The sequence below is a fragment of the Pseudomonas vanderleydeniana genome (assembly GCF_014268755.2).
Classification (GTDB): domain Bacteria; phylum Pseudomonadota; class Gammaproteobacteria; order Pseudomonadales; family Pseudomonadaceae; genus Aquipseudomonas; species Aquipseudomonas vanderleydeniana.
Genome location: NZ_CP077093.1, coordinates 2,846,838 through 2,861,594 on the forward strand (window position 1 = coordinate 2,846,838; position 14,757 = coordinate 2,861,594).

The 14,757-nt window shown below is 64.9% G+C and carries 12 protein-coding genes and 1 pseudogene; 6 read left to right on the forward strand and 7 right to left on the reverse strand.

Annotation, left to right across the window (positions count from 1 at the left end; all coding sequences use genetic code 11):
* Positions 1-120: 120 nt before the first annotated feature.
* Genes HU752_RS12885 through HU752_RS12900 form a run of 4 tightly spaced genes read left to right on the forward strand, consistent with a single transcriptional unit; the run spans position 121 to position 4,890 of the window.
* On the forward strand, positions 121-1,521 hold the full coding sequence (locus HU752_RS12885) for an amino acid permease (RefSeq protein ID WP_186679832.1): 1,401 nt from the start codon (positions 121-123) through the stop codon (positions 1,519-1,521).
* A 58-nt stretch (positions 1,522-1,579) separates the two neighbouring features.
* Positions 1,580-2,962, forward strand: coding sequence for an NAD(P)/FAD-dependent oxidoreductase (locus HU752_RS12890; protein ID WP_186679838.1), 1,383 nt, complete (start codon positions 1,580-1,582; stop codon positions 2,960-2,962).
* A gap of 13 nt (positions 2,963-2,975) precedes the next feature.
* Complete coding sequence (locus HU752_RS12895; protein ID WP_186679839.1) at positions 2,976-3,326, forward strand: cupin domain-containing protein; 351 nt, start codon at positions 2,976-2,978, stop codon at positions 3,324-3,326.
* A 52-nt stretch (positions 3,327-3,378) separates the two neighbouring features.
* Positions 3,379-4,890 carry a CoA-acylating methylmalonate-semialdehyde dehydrogenase gene (locus tag HU752_RS12900; protein WP_186679841.1) on the forward strand — a complete coding sequence of 504 codons (1,512 nt, stop codon included), beginning with the start codon at positions 3,379-3,381 and terminating at the stop codon, positions 4,888-4,890.
* A gap of 57 nt (positions 4,891-4,947) precedes the next feature.
* Here HU752_RS12900 and HU752_RS12905 read toward each other — a convergent pair whose 3' ends face one another.
* Positions 4,948-6,393, reverse strand: coding sequence for a PucR family transcriptional regulator (locus tag HU752_RS12905; protein ID WP_186679843.1), 1,446 nt, complete (start codon positions 6,391-6,393; stop codon positions 4,948-4,950).
* Positions 6,394-6,425: 32 nt separating this feature from the next.
* Positions 6,426-8,561 (reverse strand): type IV conjugative transfer system coupling protein TraD, encoded by a 2,136-nt coding sequence (traD, locus tag HU752_RS12910; RefSeq protein WP_186679846.1) that lies wholly within the window; start codon positions 8,559-8,561, stop codon positions 6,426-6,428.
* 178 nt (positions 8,562-8,739) lie between these two features.
* Between traD and otnI the strand changes: the two genes are divergently transcribed.
* A complete protein-coding gene (otnI, locus tag HU752_RS12915; protein ID WP_186679848.1) occupies positions 8,740-9,525 on the forward strand; it encodes a 2-oxo-tetronate isomerase in 786 nt (261 codons plus the stop codon).
* 15 nt (positions 9,526-9,540) lie between these two features.
* Here otnI and HU752_RS12920 read toward each other — a convergent pair whose 3' ends face one another.
* The 5 genes from HU752_RS12920 to HU752_RS12940 form a co-directional block, all read right to left on the reverse strand.
* A complete protein-coding gene (locus tag HU752_RS12920; RefSeq protein ID WP_186679849.1) occupies positions 9,541-10,560 on the reverse strand; it encodes a DNA topoisomerase IB in 1,020 nt (339 codons plus the stop codon).
* 71 nt (positions 10,561-10,631) lie between these two features.
* Positions 10,632-11,720 carry a molybdenum ABC transporter ATP-binding protein gene (gene modC, locus HU752_RS12925; protein WP_186679851.1) on the reverse strand — a complete coding sequence of 363 codons (1,089 nt, stop codon included), beginning with the start codon at positions 11,718-11,720 and terminating at the stop codon, positions 10,632-10,634.
* A 3-nt stretch (positions 11,721-11,723) separates the two neighbouring features.
* Positions 11,724-12,404, reverse strand: a complete 681-nt coding sequence (gene modB / locus HU752_RS12930) for a molybdate ABC transporter permease subunit (RefSeq protein ID WP_186679856.1) — start codon at positions 12,402-12,404, stop codon at positions 11,724-11,726.
* The gene (gene modA, locus HU752_RS12935; RefSeq protein WP_225920131.1) at positions 12,405-13,172 is read right to left on the reverse strand and encodes a molybdate ABC transporter substrate-binding protein; all 768 of its coding nucleotides are present in this window, start codon (positions 13,170-13,172) and stop codon (positions 12,405-12,407) included. It abuts the gene before it with no gap.
* 197 nt (positions 13,173-13,369) lie between these two features.
* Positions 13,370-14,434 carry an NAD(P)H-dependent flavin oxidoreductase gene (locus tag HU752_RS12940; RefSeq protein WP_186679858.1) on the reverse strand — a complete coding sequence of 355 codons (1,065 nt, stop codon included), beginning with the start codon at positions 14,432-14,434 and terminating at the stop codon, positions 13,370-13,372.
* Positions 14,435-14,582: 148 nt separating this feature from the next.
* On the opposite strand from HU752_RS12940, the pseudogene HU752_RS12945 reads away from it, so the two are divergent.
* Positions 14,583-14,705, forward strand: a pseudogene (locus HU752_RS12945) (GyrI-like domain-containing protein); the annotation flags it as partial.
* Between the last annotated feature and the right edge of the window lie 52 nt (positions 14,706-14,757).

Here is a 14,757-nt window from a genome sequence, read left to right on the forward strand (position 1 = left end):
TCATACATTTGTACAAACGGATGGGTCGGCGCATGGATTTTCATGATGTTCCGCGCCATGGCCGGCGCATAACCTTCTGAGCAGGCAGCGTTGATTACTAAATAATAAAGGAGACGACTTATGCCTATTCAGTCGGAGCATGATCCGCGCCTCAAGCGTGCACTCAAGACTCGGCACATCAGCATGCTCGCCCTGGGCGGCGTGATCGGTGCCGGTCTGTTCGTCGGTTCCAGTGCCGTGATCGCCTCAACCGGTCCCGGTGCCTTCATCACCTATGCCATCACCGGTCTCATCGTTGCGCTGGTGATGCGCATGCTCGGCGAGATGGCCGCCGCGCATCCCGCCAAGGGGTCCTTCGTCGACTATTCCCGCCTGGCCTTTGGCCGTCCGGTGGGGTACATGACCGGCTGGCTCTACTGGTACTTCTGGGTCATCGTCGTCGGCTTCGAAGCCGTGGTCGGTGGGCAGATCATCAACGGCTGGCTACCGGACATCCCGGTCTGGGTCATCGCCCTCGGGCTGATGGTGGGCATGACGCTGCTGAACCTGATGTCGGTACATTCCTTCGGTGAGGCCGAGTACTGGTTTGCCGGGATCAAGGTCGCGGCCATCGTGGTGTTCCTGGTCGTGGCGGGCCTCTATGTCTTCAAGCTGTGGCCCGGCTCGGATGCCAGTCTTGGCAACCTGGTCGATCACGGCGGTTTCCTGCCCCATGGTGTGACGTCGTTGTTCACCGGGGTGGTCGTGGTGATTTTCTCCATGACTGGCGTGGAAGTCGCGACCCTGGCCGCCGCCGAATCCGAAGACCCGTCGCGCAACATCCGCAAGGCGGTCAATACCGTGATGCTGCGGATCCTGGTGTTCTTCGTCCTGGCGACGTTCTTCATCGTGGTGGTGCAGCCATGGACGGACATCAAACCGGGCAAGTCGCCTTTCGTCGCCACGCTGGAGCATATCGGTATCCCTGGGGCCGGGCACATGCTGACGGGGGTCATCCTGGTTGCTGTGCTGTCGGTGCTCAATGCCGGGCTCTACACCTCTTCGCGCCTGCTGTACGTCCTGGCCTCCAATGACGAGGCGCCGCGCTGGATCGCCGGAGTCAGTCGCAAGGGCGTACCGGTACGTGGCGTGATCGCTTCGACGCTGGTGGGTTATGGCTGCGTGGTCATCGCGGCGCTGTGGCCAGACACCGTGTTCCAGTTCCTGATCAACTCCTCCGGCACGGTGTTCCTCTTCGTCTACCTGGTGATCTGCCTGTCGCAACTCAAGCTGCGTCGCAAGTGGGTGGCCGAGGGCACATTGAAATTCGCCATGTGGGGACACCCCTGGCTGCCACTGCTGGTGACCGCGTCGATCGTGGCGGTGCTGGTCAGCATGGCCTTCGATCCGACGATGCAGATCAGCCTGGCCCAGTGCTTGATCGCGATCGCGGTAATCGGCGCCTCCTATGGGCTGCTGCAACTGTCGCGCTCGCGGCGGCAGGGAACCGGGATCAAGGCGCAATCGGCGCGTAGCACCTAGTCAATCACGTTTTATCCGACATCCCCGTATTGCGGGCCGTCAATGGGAAGCCAAAAGCATGTCAGCGAAAATCGATTTGTCCCAGATACCCAACAAGCCGCTCTGGTTCGAGCCGAGTCCGCCGCGCGAGCGCCTGGACGCGGCGCTACAGGCCGACGTGGTGATCGTCGGGGCCGGCTACACCGGCTTGTGGACGGCCTACTACCTGCTCAAGAGCGATCCGTCGTTGCGCGTGGTGCTGCTGGAAAAGCGGGAAGTCGGCTTCGGCGCGTCCGGCCGTAACGGTGGCTGGGCCTCGGCGATCTTTCCGATCTCCCTGCCGAGAGTGGCGCAGATGTACTCCCATGCCGCGGCTCTCCAGTTGCAGGCGGCGATGAACGAAACCGTCGATGAGATCGGCCGGGTCCTGGCATTGGAAGGCGTGGATGCCGACTACGCGAAACAGGGCTTCCTGTCCCTGGCGCGTAGTACCCCGCAGATGGAGCGGGTACGGGCGGCGGTGGCCGCGTCGACGCAGTTCGGGCTGTCGGAGCAGTGGCAGGTGCTCGAGGGGGCCGAGGCGCGTTCGCGCATCGGCGCCGAGGATGTCCAGGGCGCGCTCTACACCGAGCATTGCGCGCTGATTCATCCCGGCAAGCTGGTCCGTGGGCTGGCCCGCTTGGTCGAGAGCCTGGGCGCTAGAATCTTCGAGCAGTCTGCCGTCTTGCAGATGGCACCGGGTGTCGTCCATACCGAGCGAGGTTCGGTCCGGGCCGACATCACGGTGCGCGCCACCGAGGCTTTCACCTCGCAGCAACCGGGCAAGTCGCGCTTCGTCATTCCGCTCTATTCGCTGGTGCTGGCGACCGAGCCGTTGTCCCGCGACCAGTTGGCTTCGCTCAGGCTCGATCATCGCCTGGCGTTCAACGACATGCGCCACCTGCGGGTCTATGGCCAGGTCACCGCCGAAGGACGGCTGGTGTTCGGTGGGCGCGGCGCGCCCTATCAATGGGGCTCGCGGATGTCCGACAGCAATGACTTGGTGGACAGCATCCACGGCAAGATCCACACCACCATGACCGAGTTCTTCCCGGCGCTGGCGAACGCGCGGATCACCCATCGCTGGGGTGGCGCACTGGGTGTGTCCCGCGACTGGTGCCCGACCGTGAGCATCGACCGGAAAAACCGCATGGCCTGGGCCGGCAACTATGTCGGCGACGGTGTGGCGACCAGCAACCTGGCAGGACGGATCCTGCGCAACCTGATTCTTGAGCGCAGCGAAGACATCGACACGCTGCCCTTCGTCAACCACCGCTCGCCATCCTGGGAGCGCGAGCCCCTGCGCTGGTTCGGCATCAACAGCGGCCTGGCCGCGGCTTCGCTGAGCGATATCGAAGAGCGTTTCACCCATCGTCCATCTCGCACTGCGATGTTGCTGGAAAAGCTGACAGGTGCGCATTAAACAGGAGTAAGCCGTGACTACCTTCACGATCATGAAAAACGCTGCCATCCAGGCGTTGCCATTGACCCCTGCCGGCCAGCGCGCCGGTGCCGACAAGGGTGATCCGCAGATCGCCATCCACAAACTGGCACCCGAAGCGGTCGGCAATCTCGGTGTCTGGGAGTGCCAGCCCGGTGGTTGGCCGGTGATCGAGCGCCCCGACACCGAGTTCACCTACATCATTTCCGGCAAGGCCCTGCTCACCGACAGCAGCACGGAGGAGGTGGTGGAAGTCACCGGGGGCGACCTGATCATCCTGCCACCGGGCTGGACCGGCCGCTGGGATGTGTTGGAAACCGTACGCAAGGTCTACGCGATCTATTGATTTCCCCGGTGGCCGCACGCTGCCACCGTTACTTTTCGATGTGAGAAAAACAATGACTCGAACCATCATGAACTGGATCTCCGGTACCCCGGTCGAAACCACCAGTGGCCAGCAACTGCCGGTCTATAACCCGGCCACCGGTGTCGTGACCGGCCAGGTGCAACTGTCCGCAGCAAAGGATGTGGAGGCCGCCGTGGCCTCGGCCAAGGCGGCGTTTCCGGCCTGGAGCAACCTGTCGCCGCTGCGCCGCTCGCGCATCCTCAACCGGTTCCTGGCGCTGCTCAACGACCATCGTGACGATTTGGCCCGGATGATCACCGCCGAGCATGGCAAGGTGTTCACCGATGCCCAGGGCGAGGTCATGCGTGGCATCGAGATCGTCGAGTTCGCCTGTGGCGCACCGCAGTTGCTCAAGACCGATTTCACCGACCAGGTCAGCACCAATATCGACAACTGGACCCTGCGCCAGCCGCTGGGCGTGGTCACCGGTATCACCCCGTTCAACTTCCCGGTGATGGTCCCGATGTGGATGTTCCCCGTGGCCCTGGCCACTGGCAACACCTTCGTGCTCAAGCCGAGTCCGATCGATCCGAGCCCGAGCCTGTTCATCGCCGAACTGCTCAAGCAGGCCGGACTGCCCGATGGCGTGTTCAACGTGGTGCAAGGTGACAAGGATGCGGTCAACGCCCTGATCGAACACCCGGACGTGCAGGCGATCTCCTTCGTCGGTTCGACGCCGATCGCCAACCATATCTACGAGACCGGTGCCCGTCACGGCAAGCGCGTGCAGGCCCTGGGTGGCGCGAAGAACCACCTGGTGGTGATGCCCGATGCCGATATCGACCAGGTCGTCGACGCCCTGATCGGTGCCGCCTATGGTTCAGCCGGCGAGCGTTGCATGGCGATCAGCGTGGCGGTGTTCGTCGGCGACGACACGGCCGGGAAGGTGATGCCGAAACTGATCGAGCGCACCCGCGAACTGAAGGTGCTCAACGGCACCAATCTCGAGGCGGAGATGGGCCCGATCGTCACCCGTGCTGCCCATGAGCGTATCACCGGCTACATCGAACGGGGTGTCAAGGAAGGCGCGACCCTGCTGGTCGATGGGCGCCAGTTCAACGGCCAGACCGCTGGCGAAGGCTGCGGTGATGGTTTCTGGATGGGTGGCACGCTGTTCGACAACGTCACCCCCGACATGCGTATCTACAAGGAAGAGATCTTCGGCCCGGTATTGGCCTGCCTGCGTGTGAAGGATTTCGCCGAGGCGGTGGAACTGATCAACAGCCATGAATTCGGTAACGGCGTAAGCCTGTACACCCGTGACGGCCACATTGCCCGTGAGTTCGGCCGGCGTATCCAGGTTGGCATGGTCGGCATCAACGTGCCGATTCCGGTGCCGATGGCCTGGCATGGTTTTGGTGGCTGGAAGAAGAGCCTGTTCGGCGACATGCATGCCTACGGTGAGGAGGGTGTGCGCTTCTACACCAGGCAGAAGAGCATCATGCAGCGTTGGCCGCAGGCCATCGCCAAGGGCGCGGAGTTCGCGATGCCGACCAGTCACTGAGGTGATCGGCTAGTCGAGAGGCAGACGGCCCCGCCCACGCAGCGGGGCCGTCTGCATTCAGGGCCTGTCGAGCAGTTCGGTATTCTTGCCGGCCTGGATCGCGATCCAGAAGCGGGCGATGCCCTGGGTGGTGGTGGGCTTGATGCCGGTCAGTTGTTCCACCAGCTTGAGGCGATAGACCAGCGTCTGGCGGTGGATTCCCAGGTCGAAGGCGGCGGCTTTCCAGTTGCCGTCGTTTTCCAGGAAGCTTATCAGCGTGGGTAGCAGGGCGGCGCCCTGGGTGCGATCGTGCTCGATCAGTGGCCCCAGGTAGCGCCCGACCAGTGCCCTGGCCTCGGCCAGGGACTTGGGCGCCATGATCAGGCCAGTTTCGGCCTCGCCGTAGCGCAGGGTCTGCGCATCGATTTCCCGCGCCTGGGTCAGGGCCAGGCGGGCTTGCCGGACGCTTTCGCGAAAGCCGGTGGCCGTCGCAATCGGTCCGCTGATACCGATGACGCTGTCTGTGCCCAGTGCGTCGATCAGGGCGTTGAAGGTGTTGCTGTCATCGCAACCGAGCGCCAGCAGAAGGCCTTTTTCGTCCAGCAGCAGCGGGGTGCAATGGTGCAGGGCAGGGGCCTGGTGGAGCTCGTCCGCGCGCCAGGAGCCCGAGGTTCCCGGCAGGATTGCCAGGCTCACCAGGGTACCGGTCAGGCCGCGTCGTTCGAGCAGCGGGCGGGCCAGGGAAAATTCCGTCTCGCTGTCCAGCAGGCTGCGCAGCAGCGCCGAACCTTCCTCACGTTGCAGGTCGCGGTGAATCATCAGGCGCTCGAGCTCGACACCGAGCAGGCCGACCAGTGAGCGTACCAGGATCGGGTCATCCGGTGTCCGCTTGCCCTGGCGGGCCAGCACCAGGTTGGCCCGCGCGCGCCCGGCGATCGGTATGCGCTCGACCCACCCTGGGGATTGCGCCGCAGCGGTTTTCGTTTCGACGATATTGACGCCACTGGCCGTATCCTCGATGGCCAGATCGAGGCCCAGGGTGCGGGCGAGGATCGCCAGGCGACCGGCCATGTCGGGTTCCTTGCGCAGGGCATCGGCGTAGGTCTGGAACAGGCGTTCGCTGGCATTGAAGCGTTCGCGCTGGGCCTGCAGGACGCTTTCGATGACGCAGTGGGACAGCTTGACGAACTCGAGTTCGAAGCTGCCCAGCAGGATCGGGAAGAGCAGGCGGTCGGCGGTCTTGAGCAGCTTGGTCGAGAGCTTGGGTGCATCCTGCCGGGGTGCGAAGACCAGCGCACTGGCGTTGCTCTGCACCAACTGTTCCAGCCAGCCGACTTGCTCCTCGGCCGCGGTGGGCATGCCCATGCCGGTGGTCATCACCAGATCGCCGGGAGATACCCAGCGCCACGGGTCCGGCAACTCTACCGCATGGGCCCAGGTGATCAGCCTGCCGGTTCCGGCGAGGCCGGCGACGGCCTGCAGTTTCAGCAAGTCGATATCGATCAGGTCCTGCACCGTGAGCATGGGTTACCGTCCGGTCGTTTTGGGATGTCATGCTACCGGGTAAACCCCTGCCGGACCATGGTCGATTCGTCCGGTCCCCGTGCGCCGTTGGCATTCCACCATTCACCCCCGCCATCGAGGTAGCGCCGGCGCATGTTCGCGGCCAGTGCCTGCAGAGCGTCGGGCATGCACTCATCCGGATCGGGAGCGGGCAGGGGCATGCGGACCTTCCACAGGTTCGCCCCCTCGATCAGGGCGAAGGCCTGGCCCTTGGGCAGGCTGACGACGTGGGCCGGTTCGATCAGCGGCACGCAGGTGGAGCTGACCCGGTCCTGGGTGTTGCTGGTGAAGTCGGTGCTGCCCTCGGTGTCCGAGCTGTCGGTGGCACCGCTGACCAGGGTGGTCGAGTACACGTCGACCCTGGGCAGCTGCCGCGTCAGCAGTTCCGCCGTGGCGGTTTCGCGCACCCGCAGCATGAACAGGTTGTTGAAGTTGCCGACCACCTGGCCGGCCTTGGCGCGATTGCCGAGCCGCGCCTCGATGTCACTGAGGGTCTGGGTGTAGGCGGTGACCTGGATGCCGGCGCCGCCGCCCTTGTTGATCATCGGGATGAACTCTTCGCCCATCAGCTCGTTGAATTCGTCGGCGTGCAGGTTGATCGGAATTTTCTGCGCCCGATCGGCGTGGGGCAGGCCGTCATCGACGCCGAACTTGTAGATATGGCCGGCCACGGACACCAGGTCGGCGAACATCGAGTTGCCCACCGCTGTGGCGACCTCCGGATCCGACAGCGCATCGAGCCCGACGTAGACCACCGCCCGTTTGCGGATCACTTGCATCCAGTCGAAAATCGGCCGAGGGTCATCGAGGGCGCCGTAGTCGGGCGAGATCAGTTCGGCCATGCGCCCGGTGGTGAGTTTCTCCAGCAGCGGCAGCAGCGAGGCGACGATCTTGTCGAAGTAGGTCTTGTCGTAGCGTACGGCGGAGCGCAGGCCGTCCATCACCGGATCGGCGACGCGGGTGCGCGCCAGATACTGGTCGATGGCCGTCACCCGTGGCGGCCGGCCACGCATGTTGTGCGGGGTGGTCTTGTCGTTGAGCTTGCCTTCGAGGCCGGCGATCAGCTCCCAGGCATCCGGGTCATGGCGGGCGAAGTAGTGGTGGCTGTAGTCGACGAACAACGCATCGATATTGATCACGTGCTGCTGGATCTTCAGGTAGTCCGGGCGGCAGCCCAGTTCCACCAGGGCCCGGGCGATGATGTTGACGAAACGCCAGGCGAATTCGCGGAACGCGGCGCTGCTGCCTTCGCCCGAGAGCTGCCCGGAGATCCGGCTGGCGACCTCGGAGATGCGTCCGAAACGGCCGATGGCGTTGTAGCGCGCGGAGACATCCGGCCAGCCGAGGTGAAACACGTGGAACTCCTGTTCGCGCCCGGCGCGGCGGGCTTCCACGTACATGCGCTTGAGCAGGTCGGCGTCGCCCTTGGGGTCGAAGACGATGACCGGCTCGAACTCCGTGCGGCCATCGAGTTGCCGGGCCCGGCGAATGTCCTGGGTGATGAACAGCTCGGCCAGGCGGGTCTTGCCGACTCGGGTGGTACCCAGCACCAGGCTGTGGCCGACGCGTTCGCCAAGGGGCAGTGACACTTCGACTTCATTCGGCTCCACGCCATGCAGGCGCGGCGAACCGCCCACCGGTGGCAGCGGGCGTACCGGGTTGAACGGGCTGTCCCAGGCCGTGAGGCGGGGGACCAGGCTCAAGGGGAAATGGGCCTGTTCCAGATACCGTTCCAGTCGCCGCGCCTGCTGGAACAGCGGCGCCGGCTCGACATAGCGGCGGAACTCCGGACGGTAGGTCTGCATCAGGCGTTGGGTATGGCGCTGTTCCCATTTGAAGCCGGCACCGACGAACAGTCGCTGGGGGCTCACCGGAATGCGTTGACTGGTGATCACGTAGCGTGGCAGACGCCGGATATTGCGGCGAAAGCGCAGCACCTCCAGTGCCTGGCGCAGGCGTACCCAGCCAAGGAGCAGGTAGGCGAGGGCCGTGATCACCCCGAACAAGGGTGTCAGGCCCAGAACCCAGGGAGCGAACAGGCACAGCCCGATGCCGACGAGGCACACCGCGACGGTGTATAGCTCAACGGCGGGGCGTAGCAGGACTTCGATCGTATGCTGTTGCGTCATGTCCCTGGCCCTGCGTCATGATCCCGAGGGCGTACGGTGGCCGAGCGCGAAGGCAAATGCTGCGGGGAAACGGGAATCGCCGGAGCAGGTTTTCCGGTTCGTGCCTCTCATCAACCATTGCTCGATCCAGCAACCTTGTATATTGCTGGCTCTTTCTTCACGGACACCGAGAATTGCCATGCCCCGTTTTGCCGCCAACCTGAGCATGCTCTACCCGGAGCACGACTTCCTGGATCGTTTCGAGGCCGCCGCTGCCGATGGCTTCGAGGCGGTGGAGTACCTGTTTCCCTATGACTACTCGCCACAGGAGCTCAAGCGGCGCCTGGACGACCATGGCCTGATCCAGGTGCTGTTCAATGCGCCGCCCGGCGACTGGGCGGCAGGCGAGCGCGGAACCGTGTCGCTGCCCGGGCGCGAGCAGGCGTTTCGCGACGGTTTTGCCAGGGCCCTGGACTATGCCGGCGTGCTGGGCAACCGGCATGTCCATGTGATGGCCGGCCTGCTACCCGCCGAGGCCAGTCGCGAACGCCACCAGGCGATTTACCTGGACAACCTCGCCCATGCCTGCGCCGAGGCGGCCAAGGTCGGCATCACCGTGCTGCTGGAGCCGATCAACACGCGAGACATGCCCGGTTTCTTCCTCAATCATCAGCAGCAGGCCCACGCCATCCGCGAAGCGGTCGGCGCGGCCAACCTGCAGGTGCAGTTCGACTGCTATCACTGCCAGATCGTCGAGGGCGACCTGGCCATGACCTTGCGGCGCGACCTGGCCCACATCGGCCATATCCAGATTGCCGGCGTGCCGGATCGCCACGAACCGGACCACGGGGAAGTGAACTATCCCTGGCTGTTCGAGCTGATCGACCAGCTGGGCTACCAGGGCTGGATCGGTTGCGAGTACCGCCCACGCGGCGAAACCTCGGCCGGCCTGCAATGGCTGCGCGACTGGAAGGCCCGAAGCTGATCGGGATGGCGGCCCTCAAGCCTGGCGTTGCAGAAACATCGCCAGCCCGACTTCCTCCAGGTGCAGGCCCTTGCGCATTCGCGGCTTGGGCAGCCTGGCCAGCTCGCCGAGTGCGAAGGCTTCGAGCACGCCAGGATGGATATAGCACTTGCGGCACACGGCGGGCGTATTGCCCAACTGTTTGGCGACGCTCTTGACCATGTCGACGATCTGCCGCTTGGCCTCGGCCTCCGGTTCCCATTGCAGTTCACGCAGCACGGTCAGGGCCATGGCGCTGCCGGCCCAGGTGCGGAAATCCTTGGCGGTGAAGTCGGCACCGGTCAGTTCATGCAGGCAGGCGTTCACGTCCGAGGAACTGACGACACGCCGCTCGCCGTTTTCGTCCAGGTACTGGAACAGGTGCTGGCCGGGCAATTCCAGGCAGCGCTTGAGCACCGTGGCCAGGCGCCGGTCCCTGACCTTGACCCGGTGCTCCACGCCACTCTTGCCTCGGAACTGGAATACGATGGCGCTGCCGTTGATCTCGACATGCCGGTTGCGCAGGGTGGTCAGGCCATAAGAGCGGTTCTCCCGGGCGTAGCGGCTGTTGCCGATGCGGATCAGGGTGGCGTCGAGCAGGCTGATCACCGTGGCCATGACCTTGTCTCGGTTGAAGCCCGGTGTCGCCAGGATAGCCTGCAGCTGTTGCCGCAGCTTGGGCAGCGCCTTGCCGAATGCCTGCAGTCTTGCGTATTTGTCCTGGTCGCGGATCTCCCGCCAGCGCGGGTGATAGCGGTATTGCTTGCGGCCACGGGCATCGCGGCCGGTGGCCTGCAGATGGCCTTGTGGGTCGGCGCAGATCCACACGTCGCGGTAGGCCGGCGGGATCGCCAGGGCGTTGAGGCGCCGGATTTCGTCCCGGTTGCGAATGCGTTCGCCATCGGCGTCGAAGTAGGCGAAGCCGCCACGCCACTTCCGGCGGCGAATGCCGGGCTGGGTGTCGTCGACGTAATGCAGTTCGGCGGGCAGTTCCATGGGCGCTGAAGCATCGGGCATGGCGGCGTCCTTGAGGGAGAGTCAGACGGTATGAGCGATTGACCGCAGCCGTGCCCGGAGGTGCGTTTTAATCAGGCCAGTACCGCCACCGCCTTGATCTGCGCCCAGAGGCGCTGCCCGCTCCGCAGTTGCAACTGATCCCGGGAGTAGCGGGTGATCCGCGCCAGCAACGGGGTACCGTCGGCATCGAGCTTGACCAGCACATGGGCCTGGTTGTCCGCGGCGGTTTCGCCGGTCACGGTGACCGGCAGGCGATTGAGGATGCTGCTGTGTTCTTCCGCCTGCAGGCTGAGGCTGACGTCCCGTGCCTGGACCTTGCAGCGTAGCTGCTTGCCGACGGACAGCGGGGTATGGGCCACGCGGATGGTCGACGGGCTGCCGGGCAACTGGACGGTGACGAGCTGGTAGTGCGGATCGTAGGCACTGACCTGGCCGGCAATCACCACGCCGGCATCGTCGCCCATGGCCAGGGGCAGGTCGAGGCGTGCCAGGGTATCGCCGATCGGGCCGCTGGCCAGGGCCTTGCCGGCGGAGAACAGCACGATATGGTCAGCGAGGCGGGCGACTTCATCCTGCGAATGGCTGACATAGAGCACCGGGATGTCCAGTTCGTCATGCAGGCGTTCCAGGTACGGCAGGATCTCGCCCTTGCGCTGGCTGTCGAGCGCGGCGAGCGGTTCGTCCATCAGCAGCAGCCGGGGACTGGTGAGCAGTGCGCGGGCGATGCCGATGCGCTGGCGTTCGCCGCCGGACAGGTGCTGCGGGTGGCGTTCCAGCAGGTGGCTGATGCCCAGCAACTCGCTGGCGTGGGCCATGTCCACCCGCCGCTGAGCACGGGGAATGCGCCGCAGGCCGAACTCCAGGTTCGCCCGCACCGAGAGGTGCGGGAACAGGCTGGCCTCCTGGAAAACATAGCCCAGGGCGCGCTTGTGCGGTGGCACAAAGTGTTGGCGGCGGCTGTCCTGCCAGACTTCGTCGTTGACCTGGATGAAGGCCTGCGGGGCCTTTTCCAGGCCGGCGATGCAACGCAGGCAGGTGGTCTTGCCCGAGCCCGAGTGGCCGAACAGGGCGGTCACGCCGCGGCCGGGCAGGTGCAGGTCGAGGTCCAGGGTGAAGCCCGGATAGCTCTGTTTCAGGTGGACCTGTATCGAGGACGTCATGACTCAGCTCCAGCCCATCTTGGTCTTGCGGCTCGAGTACAGCGCCAGCAGCACGAGGAAGGAGAACACCAGCATGGCGCCGGCGAGCCAGTGGGCCTGGAGATACTCCATGGCCTCGACGTGGTCGTAGATCTGTACCGACACCACGCGGGTCTTGTCCGGGATGTTGCCGCCGATCATCAGCACCACGCCGAACTCGCCGACGGTATGGGCGAAGCCGAGTATCGCGGCGGTGATGAAGCCGGGGCGTGCCAGGGGCAGGACGACGTTGAAGAAAGTGTCCCAGGGGTTGGCGCGCAGGGTCGCGGCCACTTCCAGTGGGCGGGTGCCAATGGCACTGAAGGCGTTTTGCAGGGGTTGCACCACGAACGGCATCGAGTAGATCACCGAGCCGATCACCAGTCCGGTGAAACTGAAGGTCAGGGTACCCAGGCCAATGGCCTGGGTGAACTGCCCGATGAAGCCGTGGGGGCCGAAGGCCAGCAGCAGGTAGAAGCCGATCACCGTCGGTGGCAGCACCAGCGGCAGGGCGACCACCGCGCCGATCGGCCCGCGCAGCCAGGAGTGGGTGCGGGCCAGCCACCAGGCGATCGGCGTACCGACCAGCAACAGGATCGCCGTGGCCAGCGACGCCAGTTTCAGCGTCAGCCAGATCGCGGCGAAATCGGTACTGTCGAGCGGCATTTACAGCGCGTAGCCGTAGGATTTGATGATGGCTGCGGCTTTCGGGCCTTTCAGGTATTCCACCAGCGCCTTGGCGGCGGCGTTGTCCTTGCCCTTGTTGAGGATTACCGCGTCCTGCTTGATCGCCTCATGCATGTCGGCCGGGACGATCCAGGCCGAACCGCTGGTGACCTTGCCATCCTTGTAGATCTGCGACAGGGCGACGAAGCCCAGTTCGGCGTTGCCGGTGGAGACGAACTGATAGGCCTGGGTGATGTTCTGGCCGGTGACCAGCTTGTCCTTGACCTTGTCGGTCAGGCCCAGCTTGGCCAGTACCTGGGTGGCAGCCAGGCCGTAGGGCGCGGCTTTCGGGTCGGCGATGGACAGGTGCTGGTACTGGTTGTCCTTGAGCACCTGGCCCTTGGCATCGACGTAGCCATCCTTGGCCGACCACAGGGCCAGGGTACCTACGGCGTAGGTGAAGCGCGAGCCGGCAACGATGTCGCCTTCCTTCTCCAGCTTGGCCGGGGTGGTGTCGTCGGCGGCAAGGAACACTTCGAACGGGGCGCCGTTCTTGATCTGGGTGTAGAACTGGCCGGTGGCGCCGTAGGCGGCCACCAGCTTGTGCCCGGTGTCTTTCTCGAAGTCGCTGGCGATCGCCTGGATCGGTGCGGTGAAGTTGGCGGCGACGGCCACCTGGACTTCGGCGGCCTGGGCCGAGGCGAAGGCGAAGACGCCCAACAGTGCGGCGAGGCAGGTCGGGGCAAAGCGTGAGGCACGAATGATCATGAAACAGCTCCGTTCAAAGGTAGCACTGGGGGCGGGCGTCGCTTGTTATAAGAAGGGTGCGGCGCCGGGTAGGGTGAATCGCTATGTATTGGAATATATAGCGATTTCATGGCCATGGCGAGCGAACTGGGCTGGCATGAGGGGAATGGCCACCCTTGGTGTCCCGGCGATGCGCCGAAGGCGGCCCTTCAATGAGATCAACGACCCTGTAACCTGGCCAGTGCCTGCTCTGCCAGCTGCCGGGTCAGTTCTTCTGCCGGCAGCTCCACTCCCAGCCGCAAGGCCTGGCCCGACCACAGGTTGCTGAAGTCTGCCTCGCCCTTTGCCCGCAACGGCAGCAGCGCGCCGCCGGCCAGGGGGAATGCCGGGGCCAGGTCGCTGATCGGTCCGAGTTCGCGCATGACCCGGTTCATGATCCCGCGCGCCGGGCGGCCGGTGAACAGGTTGGTCAGGGCGGTCTGGCTTTCCTTGGCCGTACGCAGCGCCTGCTGGTGGGAGGCTGAGATCTTGGCTTCCGGGGTGAACAGGTAGGCTGTCCCCAACTGTGCCGCGCTGGCCCCGAGCATGAGCGCGGCAGCGACGCCCCGGGCATCGCCGATACCTCCTGCGGCAATCACCGGTACGTTCACCGCGTCGACGATCTGCGGCACCAGGGCCATGGTGCCGACCTGGGTGTTGAGGTCGCTGCTCAGGAATATACCGCGATGGCCGCCGGCCTCATTGCCCATGGCGATGATTGCGTGGCAGCCGCGCTCCTGCAGCCAGCGGGCCTCGTCCACGGTGGTGGCGCAGCCGACAATGATTGCGCCGGTGGCCTTGACCCGTTCGAGCTGTGGCTGGGGTGGCAGGCCGAAGTGAAAGCTGACGATCTCTGGGCGCAACTCTTCCACCAGCCGGCAGCTGGCCTCGTCGAAGGGCGCGCGATTGGACACCGGTGTGGGCGCATTGAAATCCAGGCCCTGCTCGCGATAGTAGGGGGCCAGGCGCTCTTTCCAGCGCTTCTCGCGCTCGGGGTCCGGCGTGGGCGGCTGATGGCAGAAGAAGTTGATGTTCAGCGGCGCCTGGACGGCACGGCGAAACGCCTCGATCTGCTGGCGGAGCTGTTCCACGGTCAGCAGGGCGGCGGGCAGCGAGGCCAGGCCGCCGGCCCGGGCGACGCCGACCATCATCGCCAGGGTGGTCGCGCCGGCCAGCGGGCCCTGGATGATCGGGTGTCGAATGCCGAACAGCTTGAGGATGCGGGTGTCGGGCCAGTTGCTCATGACGACTTCTCTCCGGGGCGGGTAACGGGATGACGACGACAGCAGCGCAGGGTTGTATCAGGAATGCCAACGGCAAGGCCAGTGACGGTTGGGTGAAAGCCGGTTGCCCGGTGACGGCGACTCGAAATCCGCCTACAGTTGCCGCACCACCTGGGGACGAATCTGGGCCTGTTTCGAGCAGAACCCCGGGCAGCGTCGTCGTTATGCCACCGATTTCGAGGCCTATACCGGGCCTGACAGCGTGGCGATCCCTAGCGGTATCGCCGGCTGATCGAGCGGCATCGGCGTCGGCCTTACCTTCCTGTCAATTGGGCCTGAATCGG